The sequence below is a fragment of the Rhizobium leucaenae USDA 9039 genome, assembly GCF_000426285.1.
Classification (GTDB): Bacteria; Pseudomonadota; Alphaproteobacteria; order Rhizobiales; family Rhizobiaceae; genus Rhizobium; species Rhizobium leucaenae.
This window is the reverse complement of record NZ_AUFB01000028.1, coordinates 1-15,688: the sequence shown is the minus strand read 5'-3', so window position 1 is coordinate 15,688 and position 15,688 is coordinate 1. Positions and strand designations below refer to the sequence as shown.

Annotated in this window: 16 protein-coding genes; 7 read left to right on the top strand and 9 right to left on the bottom strand. The window is 56.9% G+C overall.

Annotation, left to right across the window (positions count from 1 at the left end; all coding sequences use genetic code 11):
* Positions 1-66 precede the first annotated feature (66 nt).
* The 5 genes from K290_RS0127625 to K290_RS0127605 all read right to left on the bottom strand — a co-directional run bounded on the left by K290_RS0127625 (position 67) and on the right by K290_RS0127605 (position 6,312).
* Positions 67-648 (bottom strand): HyaD/HybD family hydrogenase maturation endopeptidase, encoded by a 582-nt coding sequence (locus K290_RS0127625; RefSeq protein WP_004112860.1) that lies wholly within the window; start codon positions 646-648, stop codon positions 67-69.
* A 1-nt stretch (position 649) separates the two neighbouring features.
* A complete protein-coding gene (gene cybH, locus K290_RS0127620) occupies positions 650-1,378 on the bottom strand; it encodes a Ni/Fe-hydrogenase, b-type cytochrome subunit (protein WP_004112862.1) in 729 nt (242 codons plus the stop codon).
* Positions 1,375-3,165, bottom strand: a complete 1,791-nt coding sequence (locus K290_RS0127615) for a nickel-dependent hydrogenase large subunit (RefSeq protein ID WP_004112865.1) — start codon at positions 3,163-3,165, stop codon at positions 1,375-1,377. The genes cybH and K290_RS0127615 overlap by 4 nt, the downstream gene beginning before the upstream one ends.
* Positions 3,162-4,274 (bottom strand): hydrogenase small subunit, encoded by a 1,113-nt coding sequence (locus tag K290_RS0127610; protein WP_004112868.1) that lies wholly within the window; start codon positions 4,272-4,274, stop codon positions 3,162-3,164. Before K290_RS0127610 ends, K290_RS0127615 begins: the two co-directional genes overlap by 4 nt.
* A gap of 94 nt (positions 4,275-4,368) precedes the next feature.
* Complete coding sequence (locus tag K290_RS0127605) at positions 4,369-6,312, bottom strand: flavin-containing monooxygenase (protein WP_004112870.1); 1,944 nt, start codon at positions 6,310-6,312, stop codon at positions 4,369-4,371.
* A 17-nt stretch (positions 6,313-6,329) separates the two neighbouring features.
* Here K290_RS0127605 and K290_RS37720 point away from each other — a divergent pair, with 17 nt between their 5' ends.
* The gene (locus K290_RS37720; protein WP_154660802.1) at positions 6,330-6,503 is read left to right on the top strand and encodes a hypothetical protein; all 174 of its coding nucleotides are present in this window, start codon (positions 6,330-6,332) and stop codon (positions 6,501-6,503) included.
* A gap of 606 nt (positions 6,504-7,109) precedes the next feature.
* Here K290_RS37720 and K290_RS0127590 read toward each other — a convergent pair.
* Positions 7,110-8,132 (bottom strand): L-histidine N(alpha)-methyltransferase, encoded by a 1,023-nt coding sequence (locus K290_RS0127590; RefSeq protein ID WP_240535393.1) that lies wholly within the window; start codon positions 8,130-8,132, stop codon positions 7,110-7,112.
* 754 nt (positions 8,133-8,886) lie between these two features.
* Between K290_RS0127590 and K290_RS0127585 the strand changes: the two genes are divergently transcribed.
* The 5 genes from K290_RS0127585 to tnpB all read left to right on the top strand — a co-directional run bounded on the left by K290_RS0127585 (position 8,887) and on the right by tnpB (position 12,222).
* Positions 8,887-10,065, top strand: coding sequence for a cytochrome P450 (locus tag K290_RS0127585; RefSeq protein WP_051043313.1), 1,179 nt, complete (start codon positions 8,887-8,889; stop codon positions 10,063-10,065).
* A gap of 34 nt (positions 10,066-10,099) precedes the next feature.
* Positions 10,100-10,318: a ferredoxin gene (locus K290_RS0127580; protein WP_004112880.1), complete on the top strand. Its 219-nt coding sequence runs from the start codon at positions 10,100-10,102 to the stop codon at positions 10,316-10,318.
* 517 nt (positions 10,319-10,835) lie between these two features.
* The gene (locus tag K290_RS35130) at positions 10,836-11,528 is read left to right on the top strand and encodes a porin (protein ID WP_004112883.1); all 693 of its coding nucleotides are present in this window, start codon (positions 10,836-10,838) and stop codon (positions 11,526-11,528) included.
* On the top strand, positions 11,450-11,893 hold the full coding sequence (gene tnpA / locus K290_RS36530) for an IS66-like element accessory protein TnpA (RefSeq protein ID WP_015341991.1): 444 nt from the start codon (positions 11,450-11,452) through the stop codon (positions 11,891-11,893). Before K290_RS35130 ends, tnpA begins: the two co-directional genes overlap by 79 nt.
* Positions 11,890-12,222 (top strand): IS66 family insertion sequence element accessory protein TnpB, encoded by a 333-nt coding sequence (gene tnpB / locus K290_RS36525; RefSeq protein ID WP_081598427.1) that lies wholly within the window; start codon positions 11,890-11,892, stop codon positions 12,220-12,222. Before tnpA ends, tnpB begins: the two co-directional genes overlap by 4 nt.
* Here tnpB and K290_RS0127565 read toward each other — a convergent pair.
* The 3 genes from K290_RS0127565 to K290_RS0127555 are packed head-to-tail and all read right to left on the bottom strand — an operon-like array spanning position 12,130 to position 14,983.
* Complete coding sequence (locus K290_RS0127565; protein WP_240535394.1) at positions 12,130-14,235, bottom strand: recombinase family protein; 2,106 nt, start codon at positions 14,233-14,235, stop codon at positions 12,130-12,132. The two genes, tnpB and K290_RS0127565, sit on opposite strands and share 93 nt — an antisense overlap.
* The gene (locus K290_RS0127560) at positions 14,232-14,468 is read right to left on the bottom strand and encodes a hypothetical protein (RefSeq protein ID WP_028754843.1); all 237 of its coding nucleotides are present in this window, start codon (positions 14,466-14,468) and stop codon (positions 14,232-14,234) included. The genes K290_RS0127565 and K290_RS0127560 overlap by 4 nt, the downstream gene beginning before the upstream one ends.
* 53 nt (positions 14,469-14,521) lie before the next feature.
* On the bottom strand, positions 14,522-14,983 hold the full coding sequence (locus tag K290_RS0127555) for a helix-turn-helix domain-containing protein (RefSeq protein WP_004112894.1): 462 nt from the start codon (positions 14,981-14,983) through the stop codon (positions 14,522-14,524).
* 208 nt (positions 14,984-15,191) lie between these two features.
* Here K290_RS0127555 and K290_RS35125 point away from each other — a divergent pair.
* Positions 15,192-15,688: IS66 family transposase (locus K290_RS35125; protein WP_037136416.1), on the top strand; the 497-nt coding region annotated here is incomplete at its 3' end.

The following is a 15,688-nucleotide window of genomic DNA, read 5'->3' as shown; positions in this document are numbered from 1 at the left end:
ATGCAGCCGGCGAACAGGAACGCAACCGACGACTGCCTCGGTTGCATCGGAACCCCCCTGAACCACTCAATTCGCCCGGTCCGCTCGCCGCTCGTAATGTGCAAAATCGATGTCGTTGGCGAGGAGAGCGGGCGCGGCGGTGCGGCGCGAACTGATGGCGACGCCCCATCGCTCCAGGATGCCGGCGGCTACCATTACGGCGGCCGGGATTACGGATTTGACGGGCTCAGTCACCGGTCCGCCCCAGCTATCGAGGTCCACCGGTTGGCAGCCGATCAGTGCGAGTCTTGCGGGATAGCGATCGAGAAGGTCGGCAGCGCTCAGAACTTCCTGGAAGCCTGTCTGGTGCAGGCTCATCTTTTTGGCGCCGGTGAATTTCGGCACGTCGTCATTCTCGACGATCTTCAGCGTGCCGGGCGCGAGACCGAAGTCGACCGCGTCGAATACAATCAGATGATCGGCTTCGGTGACATATTGCACGAGATAAAGGCCCTGGGTGCCGCCGTCGAGCACGGTGACGTTGGTCGGCACCGCATAGGCCTGGTGGAAGGCTTCGACAGCGCGGACGCCAAAACCCTCGTCCGCCCAGAGAATATTGCCAATGCCGAGCACCAAAACGTTCGGTTTGCGAGAGTTCGCTTCGTCCATCCTAGTCCTCGTTGTGCTTGGACAGCCGCTCGCCCGAAATCATCGACGAAACGATGCTCTGGCGGCTGACGATGTCCTCGCGTACCGCGATATAGATATGGATCATCACGAAGATCAGGATCACCCACATTCCCAGATGATGAAGGGTATGAACGGACTGGCTGTTCGGCCAGATGAAGAATACCCGACCAAACAGCCTGTATGCCCAGCTGTCGTGGCCGACGCTTTCGCCATAGAGCGCAAATCCGGTGATCACCATGAATGTCAGCGGCAGCGTGAACGTCACGAACATGACGAATTGCGACAGCGGATTGTGGCCAGCATATTTCAACGCGCGTCCAGTAAGGAATGTGTAAACGCGCACCTCGTGCAGCCATTCGCTCCAGAACCGTCCGCTCCAGAAGGGAACGTAGAAGATTTGGCGTGCATGCACGTTGCCGACGAAGACCCAGTAGATTCTGAGGATCAGGGCCACGGCCAGGATCTGCCCGGCGGCGAAATGGACAAAACGGATATAGCCCATCAGGAAATTGGCGCTCGCCTCGCCGGGTGCCGCCGCCAATGGGCTGCCGATGAAATAACCCGTCAGCGCCAGCGCCAGGATGGAGAAAGCGTTTATCCAGTGCCAGAGGCGAACGGGCGCCTCGTAGGCATACACGTTTTCGCGCTCGCTGGCGCGTTCGTCATCGGCGTTTGAGATAGCAGAGATGCTCATGATCGTCCTCCTCATCTGACTTGGACCTTGGCCATTTCCTGTCCGTCCGGGCTCATGATATGGGTGGAGCATGCAAGGCACGGATCGAAGGAATGGAGGGTTCGGAGGATTTCGAGCGGCTGCGACGGATCCGACATAGGCGTGTCAATCAGTGAGGCCTCGAACGCGCCGATATTGCCGTGCGGATCGCGCGGACTACCGTTCCAGGTGGTCGGCACCACACATTGATAATTGTCGATCTTGCCCCCCTTGATCTTGATCCAGTGTGCGAGGGCGCCGCGCGGGGCCTCGGTGAAGCCGACGCCCTTGACCTCGCAAGGCCAAGTCTCCGGCTTCCATTTGTCGATGAAGGCGGTGGCGCTGTCGCCGGCCTTGATATTGGCGACCAGCTTGTTGTGGAAATAGCGCATCTGCCGGCCTGCCCAGACGGATTCGAGCGCGCGAGCGGCGGTACGCCCTAGTGTCGAAAATAACGCCGCGGTCGGCAGGCCGAGGTCCTTCAGGACCTTGTCGACGGGATCCTTGAATTCTGCCTTGCCCTGGGCGTAGCCCAAGACCCAACGGGAAAGCGGGCCGACTTCCATGGCGTGGCCGCGCCAGCGCGGCGCCTTGATCCAAGAATATTTTCCGCCTTCGTCCAGCTCTTGAATGTTGGTCTTGGTGCCCTTGGCATTCGGCCCAAGCTCGTAATGCGGCACGGTGACACCGTCCCAGGGATGCAAGCCCTTGGCCTCGTCCGGATATTCGTACCAGGAGTGACTGACGAATTCCTGGATCTGCTCTGGATCGGAATGGTCGACTGGCAGGACTTCGTTGAAATTGCCATTAATGATCGCACCGCGCGGAAGCTTCAGGCTCGCCTCCGTGTAGTCATTTGCGTGTTCCGGCACGTCGCCATAGGCAAGCACGTTCTTGCCCGACAACCCGCCGCCGAACAGCCAATCCTTGTAGAAGGAACCGATCGCCATGATGTCCGGTAGGTATACCTTCTCGTTGAACTCGATCAGCTGGTCGATCACCGACGAAATTTGGTTTAACCGTTCCATTGTAATCGCGCCGACGGCTCCCGTGCCGTCGAGGTTGATCGGACAGGGCACTCCGCCGACCAGCCAATTCGGATGCGGATTTTTCCCGCCGAAGATCGTGTGGATCTTGACGATCTCCCTCTGGAAATCGAGGGCTTCGAGATAGTGTGCTACGGCCATCAGGTTCGCTTCAGGCGGCAGCTTATAGGATAGATTGCCCCAGTAGCCGTTCTTGAATGGACCAAGCTGGCCGGATTGGACGAACTTTCTCAGCCGTGTCTGGATGTCTTTGAAGTAGCCCGGCGAAGACAATGGCCAATCGGACACCGATTGGGCAAGCGCCGAGGTGGCCTTCACATCGGCCGTGAGGGCAGATATGACATCCACCCAGTCGAGCGCATGCAGGTGATAGAAATGCACGACGTGGTCATGAACCTGCAATGCCAGCTGCATGAGATTGCGGATCGAATTGGCGTTTTCCGGAATGGTTATGCCGAGCGCATTTTCAACCGCCCGCACCGATGTGAGCGCATGGGTTCCGGTGCAGACGCCGCAGATCCGTTCCGTGAAAGCCCAGGCATCGCGTGGATCGCGATTTTTGAGGATGACTTCAATGCCTCGCCACATTGTGCCGGTGGAAACGGCATTGCGGATGATATTGTCCTCGTCGACATTGACCTCGACCCGCATGTGGCCTTCGATGCGGGTTACAGGATCGACCACAAGACGCTTGCCGGAATTGTCGAGCGTGAAGCCATCTGGCGTTTGGATGGTCATCGTGATCTTTCCTGTCCATTGCCGTTTTTAGGACCGGTTTTCCCGCGCTTGGCGGTGACCTGCTTGACGGCGCTGATTGCAGCATGGGCAGCAATCGCCCCACCGACAACACCAGCTGCGGTCATGCCCACCTGGTCTGCAGTGGCTTCCACGCCGAATGGGCTGACCTCGGTCAGTCGGGAGTAAAAGCTTCCTGCGTCCCAGAAATTTTGTTCCGAGCAGCCGATGCAGCCATGACCCGACTGGATCGGGAAAGAGACGCCGCCATTCCAGCGAACGGTCGAGCAGGCGTTATAGGTGGTCGGGCCTTTGCAGCCCATCTTGTAGAGGCAGTAGCCCTTGCGCGCGCCTTCGTCGTCCCACTCCTCGACGAACTGGCCGGCGTCGAAATGAGCGCGCCGATAGCACTTGTCGTGGATGCGCTGCGAATAAAACATCTTAGGCCGACCCTGATGATCGAGTTCGGGGAGCTTGCCGAACGTGGTGATGAAGGTGACGACGCCGGTCATCACCTCTGCGATCGGCGGACAGCCAGGCACTTTGATGATCGGCTTGTCGCGGATCACTTTGTCGATCGGCGTCGCCTCGGTGGGGTTGGGCGTTGCGGCCTGAACGCAGCCCGAAGAGGCACAGGTTCCCCAGGCGATGACAGCCAGGGCGCCTTCGGCCATCCATTTGAGTTTCTCGACGAAGGGTCGCCCGCCATCGATGCAGAACATCCCGCCTTCGTTGAGCGGCGGATTGCCTTCGACGGCAAGAATGTACTTGCCCTTGTGCTTCTCCTTGGTCTCTTTGAGGATCGCCTCGGCCTGGTAGCCGGCCGCCGCCATGATTGTATCGTCGTAATCGAGTGAAATCATCGACAGGACTACATCCTTGGCCAGCGGATAGGCGGAGCGGATGAAGCTTTCCGAGCAGCAGGTGCATTCGAGCCCATGCATCCAGATCACCGGCACACGCTCTTTGGTTTCAAGTGCCTCGGCCATCGCTGCGGCCGTATCGGAGCCAAGGCCGAGGCAGGCCGCCGTGAGGCTGCAGAACTTCATGAAACTGCGCCGGGTTATGCCCTGGCGACGGATAACATCGTAAAACGTTTCGGTCGCGGCCATCCTGCTCCTCCACCTTCCCACCCCTGAGGCCTTTTTATTCAGTGAGCGATTTTAATCCTCGATCTCAACTCGACCCCTGAGTGGCGACCGCTTTTCAAACCGCTTCAGCCGAGGCCTTTGACTGGTAGCCGACGTTCCCCATGATGTGGTAGTCACTGAGGTCTGCCTCCTTCGTTAGGTTCCAATAGTCGATAAGGCGCCAAGGGCTGTTTGTTACGATTCGCCCCCGGGCGTTGCGGAAATAAGTGGACATGCCGGGATGGCTCCAGATCATCTTCTGGTGCATTTCCTGGATCGTCCGGTTGTAGTGTTGATAAACGTCTTGCCGGCATTCCACCTCGGATAACTTCTTTTCTCCCATCTGGCGCAGAACGCTCAGCACGTAGTCCAGCTGGCTTTCGATCGTGAAGATGAAGTTCCCGCGATGACCGAGGGCTGTATTGGGGCCGTAGAGCATGAAGAAGTTCGGGAAACCCGGCATGACGCTACCAAGATACGCCTGACAGTCGTCATCGTCCCAAGCCTCACGTACTGTCACGCCATCGCGTCCGAATATCTGAACTGGAAGCAAGAAGCGTGTGATATCGTAGCCCGAGGCGACGATGAGAACATCTGCCTCATGGCTGTCGCCATTTATCGCTCGGATCGACTTGCCTTCGACCTGTGCAGCAGCGCTGTCCACCAGACTGACCTGCGGCTTCAGAAGGGTTCTGTACCAGCCATTGTCCAGGAGCATTCGCTTGCCGAACGGCGGGTAGGGGGGAATGACCTTCGCCAGTAGCTCGGGCCGCCCGGCGAGCTGTTCTTCGATATATCGTGTACACGTCTCGCGGTGGCCGTCGTTCAGCGCATTCACAGAGCGATCGGGATGCGGCCATGCCGGATCCTTCTGCAGGGATTCGTGCACTTGAGTATCAAAAATCCAACTCAGCCGGAGCCTATAAAGCCATTCGTAATGTGGTACCGCGCGGAGCAAGAACTGCATCGACTCGGGAACCGACATAAGAAATTTTGGAAAGGGTGCCGCCCATTGGCGCGATCGTTGGAAGATTGTCAGGGCGCTCACCCGATCGGCGATGGCCGGGACAATCTGCATTGCCGATGCTCCGTTTCCGATCACAGCCACGCGTTTGCCGTCGAGCGTAACCCCGGGATCCCAATTGGAGGTGTGCACCAACGGTCCGTCGAAGTCACGCAGCCCGGGAATGTTTGGCCATTTTGGCGTGGTAAATCCGCCCACGGCTGAAATGACCACATTGGTTACAAGGGTTTCTTCCCGCCCGTCTGGCAAGCGCAATCGAGAATGCCAAGTCCGGCTTTCCTCATCATAACGAGAAAACAGGCATTCCGTGCCGTAGCGGATTGAGCTTTCAATACCGAAGTCGCAGGCGACCCGGTTGAGATATTCATCAATTTCCTGCTGCAACGGGAAGAACTTACTCCAGTCGCCGCTGGCAAACGTGAAGGAGTATAGATGTCCGGGCGTGTCGACCCCGCAGCCAGGATAGCGATGTGAATGCCAGACCCCGCCTGTGCGGTCCTGCTTTTCAATCTGGATGTAAGAAACGCCCAGTTGTCGCAGCCGAACTGCGGCCGCGATGCCGGACATGCCGGCTCCGATGACAAGTATGCGGAAGTTGTCCGGCAAACACACCGGATCAGGAACCGCGCCTGAATACCTCCGCAGCTTGTGGATCATCATGTCAGCATATTCCGGCGGAATAGGCTCAGCTTCTGACATGGAGAGCATGCGGATCAATTCTTCTGCCGATAAGTCTGCCCTTGCGATGGGAACGCCTTGGCGCCAAGCCATGATGGCGCTCAGTGCTGCATCGCGAATCTCCGCCTGCAATTCGATTGCCAGACCACCGGAGTCGTTGTCGTCCCAGCCGCTCTTGGCAGGAATAAACCGCGGACCTAGCCAATATTCTCGTCCTGTGAACTGATAAAGCAGGAGCAACAAGGTTGGGATATTGGCCGAAGGGAGTGCTTCGGCGATACGCTGACGAAACTGGTCGATGTCTTCAAAGTGAGCCATGGATTAGGTTCCTGCGGTTGAAGGATCTGGACCAATCGTCCAAGGCCTCGCGCCTGGATGCGATTGCTGTCCAAGTTCGAGGGTTCCACGACGGGCGTTTGGGGAGATTCTGCAGCAATTCGGCAAATATCAATTCAAAACGCGCCGGACCGGTCGGCATTGATCGCCGCGAACAAAAAGCCGCCTATTGAGGCGCCGTCAGATTAGAGGTTATGACGACGATGAGGGTTTGCTCGTGCGTTCGTCGCGACCACCCAGGTACAACCTGATGCGTCTGCGTGGCCACCGTTCGATATTCCTCGGCGAACATGGCCTGTTCCTTCTTCGGGATCTGGAGCCTTCTGCTCTCGGATGACCGGGCATAGGTCCCGGCAGATAATTTGGCGCTAACATTTCGACATCTCCATGCGGTACCGTCGGACCGTGACGCGTCTGCAAATGCTTCGCAGCAATATGCGTGCCAAAGGAAAAAATGTTTTCTTGTTCAACATAATCGATCAAACCGCCCGGCGTTGCATATCGATCGATTGTCGCATATCGGACAAGGCCAAGTGATCTTGACCCGTTAACCGCCTGACGAGCGCGAGGGACTGCTGCCGACCTCCTCGCCGGGACATCGAGTTCGGGGCCGAGCGTCTCGGCCGCGAATGTTGCCCAATCCGTTATGCCCGATATTCCCTCGCGCTTTGGCCGAAAGGGCACGACAAATCGTTGCCAGACATGGGTGGAATGGCTGGTTATTGCCAATAGCATGCGAAGGATTGGCTCTTCGCCGGCAGCGGCGGCAGGACTTGTTCTTAGGTCGCCTTTTCCAGCACGTGAATGTCTGAGCCGGCGGCATCTGAAAGCACATCAACCGACACAAGCCCTGCCAGGTTCGCGCATTCTCTGAAAAACTCTTCCGAAAAAGAAAATGAGTTCTTCAAATGCAGCCGATCACCATTTTTAAGTTCGATGCTTTTTCCTTTGAGTCGAAACGACAAATTTCTATTCACCGTCGCGGTGTGGATCACCTGCATGAAGCTGTCATCACCTCTTATATCCGCCTCATACTCAAACACTCCTGGATCAAAGTTATCGTCGACGGGTAATTCTGCCTTCATTCGATAAAATACGTTTAGCTGAAATTCTGGATGCGCTTCGTAGTAGGCTTTTGCGACATTCCACCTCAGATCCGAGCCTATTGAGATCGCAAGCCAGCACTTCTCAGCGCTGTTCGATATCCTCCTCAACGCCTGGACAACCGCCGCAACCGGAGGAGCCTCACTTATGGAAGCGGCAAGATTCCCAAAAGTCCGCCCGAACATGACGACCAATGCCGTTTCCTCATCGGAAAAAAAGCGCCGCCCGGAAAAAATGTCATCTCGTATGAACTCGATCTTCAGGTCGAACGATGGTGGCGATCGCTCTATATCCGAGAGGAACTCGTTCGAGCGATCAACCAGTACGCAACGTGAGGTTTTTCCGCGCAACTCCGTTGCAAGGGGAAGGGTCTTCTGCTGAAATGCTCGCACTGTTCCGGGGCCAAAGTCGAGAATTGACACCCCTTTTTGAGATCGCTTGCCCTGAGGCCATCGGACATACTCTTTTACTCTCTGCTGAAGGTCTCGTGCCAACTTGATCTCGGCGTCGACCATATTGGTTGTCCCGGTATCCAACGCATTGTTCATCCTCTGGGTTTCAGCCCTTGCCCACAACAGCGAGCCGCTCATCGAATTGCCGTCCCGATCACATCCAGTGTGGTGAGCGTATTGTTCTGGACCTAAGTCTGGCGCATATTTTTGTTGAAACAGCTTCAAACTCGTTTCAAGAAAGCTCACAATTGCTCTCCTCTGTGGGTGGCGATGGATTGGCGACAGGCGAAACTTTTGCGCAAAAAATTCTTTTGCCCGTCGCATTGAGCGCACGGATCGTGGCGGCGGCTTTCTGTGCCATACGTATGGCGGTGTCTTTGCAGCTACCCACCTTTTTGTGTGGGGCCGACTGTCGGATTTTCCTCCTCCAGCAAGTCGGCGGCGGTTCAGGCATTATTCAGGCCAAGGCAGAACATCGTTTTAAAACAATGAAGTGCTACTCATGCGCCTTTGACCGTGTCCGGCATTGTCGGAAGCGCGACACCGTAATGTCGCGTGTTTGCTCGTCGACCTCTACGCCAAGTTGCTTGCGCGAGCGCGATCGCGTTTCACCGGTTTTTGTTAGCTCCTCGACACAAGCTTTTTCAGCTTGCTCGGGATCAAATAGCCGAAGAGCAACGGGAAGATCGCTTTTCGGCCGACCAAAGGGAACTGGCATGAATTTTGAACTCTCTCTGCGAGGCGATCAGCGCTGCCGGCACCTTGAGTGGCCTCATAATCGGGGGATGTCGGGTCGCGATCGACCGGACAACCAGATCGCGACGGTCAATAGCCGGAGTTGCCGAGTATCGCCACTCGCCCTCTTGGCTTTTCGATCGGCAGATGAAGAGCGGCAATGGGACTTCAGCCGTCAAAGAACATGACGGGCTAATGCAGCCAGCCGCCGTTCAGGAGAAATCAATTCGTGGGTGACCCAATTCCAGATCATGTTCCGCGCGAAATGGTGAGCGACTTCAGCTTGTTCACGTCACCCGGCATGCAACGCGTCTCCAATGGAGATCCTCATGGAGCCGCCGCTCGTGTTCACGCCGGACCACCAGTGTTTTATTCACTCCACAATACGCGTGATGGTCGTGGCACGTGGCTCAGAACCCGGGCCAAAGACCAACGCAAAGTGCTGCAGGACCCTGATACTTTTTCCAGCAATCGCAGCATTTTCGCCTCTGCGCTCGGTGACGACTGGCCGTTGATCCCACTCGAGCTTGATCCACCGGCCCACGGCATCTTTCGCTCCCTGCTTAACCCCCTGTTCTCGCCAAAACGAGTGATGGCGCTGGAAGCGTCTATCCGTGCGCAAGCGATCACCATTGTCGAAAAGATCTCCGTGTCGGGTAAAAGCTGCGAGGTGATGAAAGATTTTGCCATTCCATTCACAGTTGGCGTCTTTCTTCAGTTTTTGGGATTACCGAACGAGCGGCTCGACGTATTTGTCGGCTGGGCGAAGGCCTTGCTCCACGGAGATAAGGTCCAACGATCGGCAGCCGCTCGGTCTATTCTGGAGTTTATCGATGAACTTGCGGCCTTGCGCCGGAAAGAGCCTGCAGGCGACTTCATGACCTTCGTCGTGCAGGCACAGATCGATAGCCGCCTGCTGGCCGAAAACGAAGTCCGTGGCATCGGCGTACTATTGTTCGTCGCGGGGCTCGATACGGTCGCAGCCGCGATCGGCTTTGACTTGGCCCATCTGGCACGCAATCCAAAAGACCAAAATTTGTTGCGCAGTGAACCGGAACGGATCGTGCTCGCAACCGAAGAATTGTTGCGGGCATATTCGACCGTACAGATGATTCGTGTGGCAACGAAAGATATCGATTTCGAAGGCGCGCCGATTCGCAAAGGGGATTATGTTTGCTGCGCTACGATGATTGCCAATCGTGATCCGGCGGAGTTCGAGGATCCCAACGTGATTGACCTGGCACGCGAGGACAACTGCCACACCGCGTTCGCCGCAGGTCCCCATCGTTGTCTTGGTTCGCACCTTGCCCGGCGGGAGATCATCATCGGCTTGGAGGAATGGCTGTCTCATATTCCTCATTTCCGTATCAAAGAAGGTACGGCCCCCATAACCCATGGCGGCCATGTGTTCGGGATCGAAAATCTGGTCCTGGAATGGTCATAACTCGAGCGCCGCTATGCAGCTTCGGAGGTGCGGCATGCACATCATCGTCCACACTGCCAAATGCCAGGGACACGCGCGATGCTGGTTCCAAGCGCCGGAGATCTTCAAGTTGGATGAGGATGGTTATATCCTGCCCGGCAATATCGACGTTGCTGCAGGGAACGAATTTCGCGCATCCCGGGGTGCTCGATCATGCCCCGAACGTGCGCTGGAAATCACCCGCTCATTCGATACAGTTGGAGTCACGGCGTGAACTGAGGCTTTAGACCTGCAAGCGATAAGCAGACGGTTGATCGACGATCCACCCGTGTTTCAAAAGCTGCTACCTGCAAACATCATGCGCCGATGTCGCTCAGGTCTGTCTGACATGCGACAATGGCGGACTTGCCGGAGAGCTGCTTTAAGAAAGTTACTGCAAAACAAAGGGTTTTTCCTGCGGCATGCATATTGCTTCGAGCCATTTGCGAACGCTTCACGATCAAAGTCAACTGAGCGGAAATGTCGAAAATGTCAGCAAAATGCTCTCTGCCGCCGCCTACCTCCTGCCATCAGATTTCCGGACGTAATGGAGAGATCTGGTCTTGTCACCAAGGAATATTCAGGACGAATTGCTTCTCTTGAAAACGTAACGATAGTCCTTGCTTGCTCAGGGATGGGAATGAATCCCTGATCCCAAATCTCATGCATAAAATTCGCTTTCCAGGACGATTGTTGAGCACGCGTTTAGCGCGGGCGATGAATTTCTCTTTGACCCAAACATCGGAGCTTCAGTGAATATCAGACCCATTCTTCTCGGCGGGATTGCAACACTTTCAGTCGCGCCTTCCGTATGCGCTATCGATCAAGTCGTCGCCGTCGAGCCGGAACCGGCTGAACTTGTCCGCATCTGCGATGCCTACGGCAAGGGCTATTTCTATATCCCTGGATCTGAAACCTGCATGCAAGTCGGGGGTATGGTCCGCACGCAGGCATCGTCATACAATCCTTACGCCCCAGTTGAACCCAGCGGCACCACCTGGCTGACGCGAAGCGAAATCTATGTCAATGCGGCAACGGAGACTGAATATGGCCTCCTGAAGACGACGACGACTCTACGGTTCGATTATACGGACGATAGTAGCACGATCGGCGCCGATCTACCTGTGGCGAATATATCGCTTGGTGGTTTCCTCATCGGCCGCGCCGGCTCTCAATATAATGATTGGATCGGCTATGTCGGCAATGTCATCAATCCGGATGTAATCGGCAATGGCCCTCTCAAATTGAATCAACTTTCGTATTTTTATGATTGCGGCGTAAGCGCCGTCTCCGCCCCATTGAATTGGCTATATTTTGAGGCTTGCCGGGTGTGCGAGAAGGTTTCCAGGACTATCTGGAGATTTGCATGGCAGATGATGGATTTGTTGGGCGTTACGAAGTTGTCGAGCCGCGCCGCGGAAACCGGCGTTGGCCGGACGATGTGAAGGCGCGGATCGTGGCGGAAAGCCTTGAGCCTGGCGTTCGTGTTGTTGATGTCGCGCGCCGTCATGACGTTGTTGCGCACCAGCTTTCCTTGTGGCGCCGGCAAGTGCGCGAGGGCATTCTGGCGTTGCCTTTTGAGACTATGTCGGGCCAGTCGGAGAGCGGCGATGCCGAGCCTGCATTTGTGCCTTTGGCGATTGCGGCAGAGCCGAGCGAGGCTGTGAGTGTTTTGGCGCCGCCGCTGCCGGCGACGGTTTCGTCGGTCTTGACATTGGAGATCGGCCCGGACGTTGTGATGCGGGTTCCCGGCGATGTGCCGGTTGAACGTGTGGCGGCTCTGGTGCGAGCCATGCGAGGGACGGCATGATCGTCGCGGGCCAACGCCTGCCGATCCTGATTGCAACGCGGCCGGTTGACTTCCGCTGTGGGCATCAGGCGCTGGCTCTGATGGTGCAGACCGAATTGAAGCTCGATCCGCATTCCGGGGTGACGGTGATCTTCCGGTCGAAGCGCGGCGATCGCCTGAAGATCCTGGTGTGGGATGGCACCGGAATGGTGCTAACCTACAACGATCTGCATTCATACTGCATCTCTCTTTCGGATTCAGTTGAAGGTTTTGGCGTGTCTGGCATTTTCCTTATGGGCGGCGAGGCGATCGACGAGTTGGTTCCATCGACTGCATTGCTTTTGCGGTAAATCGCTCTTCGGAAGCTCGTACAGGTAATAGTGTCCGTTGTAGGCATGGCTGGTGACGAGGCCATGTTCAGCCCATCTGGCGAGGGTATGCTCATGGATATTGAGGTGTGCAGCCGCCTCCTTCTTTGTCAACATCCCACGATCCCGGAGCCGGTCATAGCGTGATCTCAGCTTGTATTCGCGAACAAGATAGGTGACGCGTTTGGTTGTGAAGCGGGCGTTGCGCTGGTCACGGCGCGTCACCGAGCCCGGACGGTATCCCTGATTGTTGAGAATGTCGGCGATCTCGGAAAAAATATGATCGTCGAGGAGTTTATCGATCAGTTGGATGACGTCGGGGCTCGTCTTGACCTGCTGGCTGGGCGATTTTGGGCTGATGGTGACGAGTGTCTGGGTTTTGCCGCCTTTGAAGCGAATATGAGCCTTGGTTGTGCCTCTCTTCGGTAGTTTGAGGAGGGTGACATCCTCAATGATGTGGGCAAGCAAGCGCTTTCGTTCGCGGTTCGGGGTCTCTGAATTGGTCCAGAGCTTTTTGAAGTCCGCCGTCATTGTGACCAACCGCTCTTGGACGGCCTTATTGAGGATGAATTGATCGTGCTCCTGGGCGCGCTCGCGCTCTTCGCGGGCATTAGCCAAGATGCGGAGCTTCTCGTTCCATTCCCCTTCGAGCGTGTCGGCGACAAGGCGGTTATTGGGATCGACGAGCATGAAACGGCGCTGGGCGAGATCGGCCTCGGTTTGGGCGCGCTCGATTGCGCGACAGCGCAGCCGGTCCGCCTCTTCATGTCGCGCTTCGATTTCTTTGCGGACTTCAATTGCCAGTTCGACGGCTGCCGGCGTCATCTGATCCGCGATCAACATGCCGATGGCTTCGTCGACGGGAGGAGCAGCGATCGCCTGGCACACGTGTTCTCCGCGATTGCTACGGGCGCGGTCACAAACGTACCAGGCTTCCTGTCGACCGCGTCGGGCAGCGTAGCGCATGTGAAAATGCCTGCCGCATTGCCCACACACGGCCCGTCCCTGCAGCAGCGCCGGTCCTTCCCGCGGAGGCGATGCGACACCGGCGTTCCATTTATGGCAGATGTTCGACTTTAGAATCCTCAGGTTCTCTTGGTGCTGCTCCCAGCTGATATAGCCGGGATGGGCATCTGGAATACACGCCGTCCAATCGTCGGTACCTTGTTCACGGACGAGCTTTTTGCCATCGATGGTTCGTCGATAGCGACGGCGACCATAGGCATAGGCTCCGGCGTAACGTGGATTATGCAGCACGCGCATCGCCGTCGAAGGCGTCAGTGGCCGAAAAACAGTCTGGCTATCGTGCAGGCGGGAGGGAAAGAGAATACCTTCCTGACGAAAGGCCTTGACGGTCTGGGAGGCGGATCCGACGCGAGAGAACGTCTCAAAGAAATGAGCAATCGTCTCTCTAATTTGCATGTCCGGATCGAGAGCCACATTGCCGGAATGGTCATAGACCAGTCCGGTTGGCAGGGGGCAACGGAACTCGCCGCGCCGTGCCTTGTTGAGAATACCGCCGCGCAGCCTTGCCTTGATCACATGCAGTTCGGCCTCACTCATTGTTCCCTTGAGGCCGAGCAGGAGGCGGTCGTTGAAACTTGCCGGGTCATAGACACCGTCCTCGTCGAGGATCAGGGTGTCAGCAAGGGCGCAGATCTCCAGTAGACGCTGCCAGTCGGCATTGTTGCGCGCCAGCCGGGAGACCTCCAGACCCATGACGATCCCGGCATGCCCCATGCCGACATCGCTGACCAGCCGCTGAAATCCCTCGCGCCAGACCGCCGATGCGCCGGATTCACCCTGATCGTTATCGATGACGATAATTTGCTCCTCGCGCCAACCAAGTGCGATAGCGCGCCCGCGAAGCGCATATTGCCGCATGGCGCTCTCGGTATTGTCGATGACTTGCCGCATCGAAGATTGGCGGATGTAGAGGTAGGCGCTGCGTTCACGGTGATGGGACTGGACTTTGAGGTGTACATTCATGTTCATGGTGCTCTCCGTTGGTGGATGCTCATGGCGATGGTCGCCAGGACATGAACGACGGCGCTGAGGTCGTCGCGCGCCGGTCGGGTGGCCAATGACAGGTAAAACGGGTCTTGATCAGGGCTTGCCGCCGCAGGCAGTGCACGGGCCCATCCCCACATGCCGCGGCGCAGAAAAAGCATGAGGCCGCTACGGGCCTTGAGCGGCAGAACTTCGCCGAGAGCTGCACTGCGCAGCATCTCGTACTGGTCCGCGATGGCCGGCAATGAACATGCCGGTCCCGTGGCAACGTCTAGCGGATCGTTTTTTTTAACACCCGCTCGATCGTCCTGGGATGAAGCTCGATATCGAGTTCGTTGCGGACCATCTTGGCGAGCTCGCGTGCATGAACGGGTACGCCCGGAACCAGCCTTGCCTGCAGAAATGCCAGGACTTTGTCGTCGACCTTGTGGGGCCCGCGGGGACCCGGCTTTGCCGGCACCAGTCCAGCAATCCCACTCGTGTCGAAGTTTGCCTTGGCCTGGTAGTAGGTCGGTCTGGAAACACCATACTCGTCGGAAGCGTCCGTTACCGAGACGTTGTCGACGGAGACGCGTCGCAGCATCTCGTATTTGACCTGGACGGCGTCGCGCGGATCGAAGAACTCGCTGCCGCGGAACTTCGGGTCGCGCACCTTCTCGGAATTTGGATTGAAGGTGCCCTCGTCGATGAGGGCATCCATCTTTGATCGCTTGCCGCCGTACTTCGCAGGCATTGCGGGCTCCGGGTATGAGATCGAGCATTAATGTAATGCTAATTATACCGCACTTCTGATTTGTATCAAGGACATTCTCTGAGCAAATTAGGGAAATATGCCATACAGCGAGTCCTCTTGCGGCATAATCTCGTTTACATTAGCGGCATAATTGTCCTTACACTCCGCTCGCCACCGCGCTGCCAACCTGTCACAAAGGTGTTCCACCATGTTGGCCAATTCCATCAAGTTCGAAACCAGCAAGAGCGCCCGCCCGTTGCTCGCGGCAACTTCCGGATCAACGCTCACAAGATTGGTCGACTACATGGCAAAACGGCTGCTGTTTGAAAGCACGCGGCTCTATGTCGACGAGACCACGGCTCCGGTGTTGGATCCGGGGCGAGGCAAGACGAAGACCGGTTATCTCTGGGCCGTGTTGCGTGACGACCGCGGCTGGAACGGTTCTGCGCCGCCGGGCGTGGTGTTCCATTATCGGCCCGGGCGTAAAGGCGAATATGCCGCTGAAATCCTCGACGGGTTCAACGGGACAATCCAGGTGGATGCCTACGGTGGTTACTCTCACCTCGCCACGTCGGACCGGATGGGCGGTGATCCCTTGAAGCTGGCTTTCTGTTGGGCGCACGGGCGCAGAAAGCTGATCAAGGCCGCGCCAAAGAGTGGATCGCCCATCGTCGACGAGGCGCTGGTGCGGATCGCCGCGCTCTA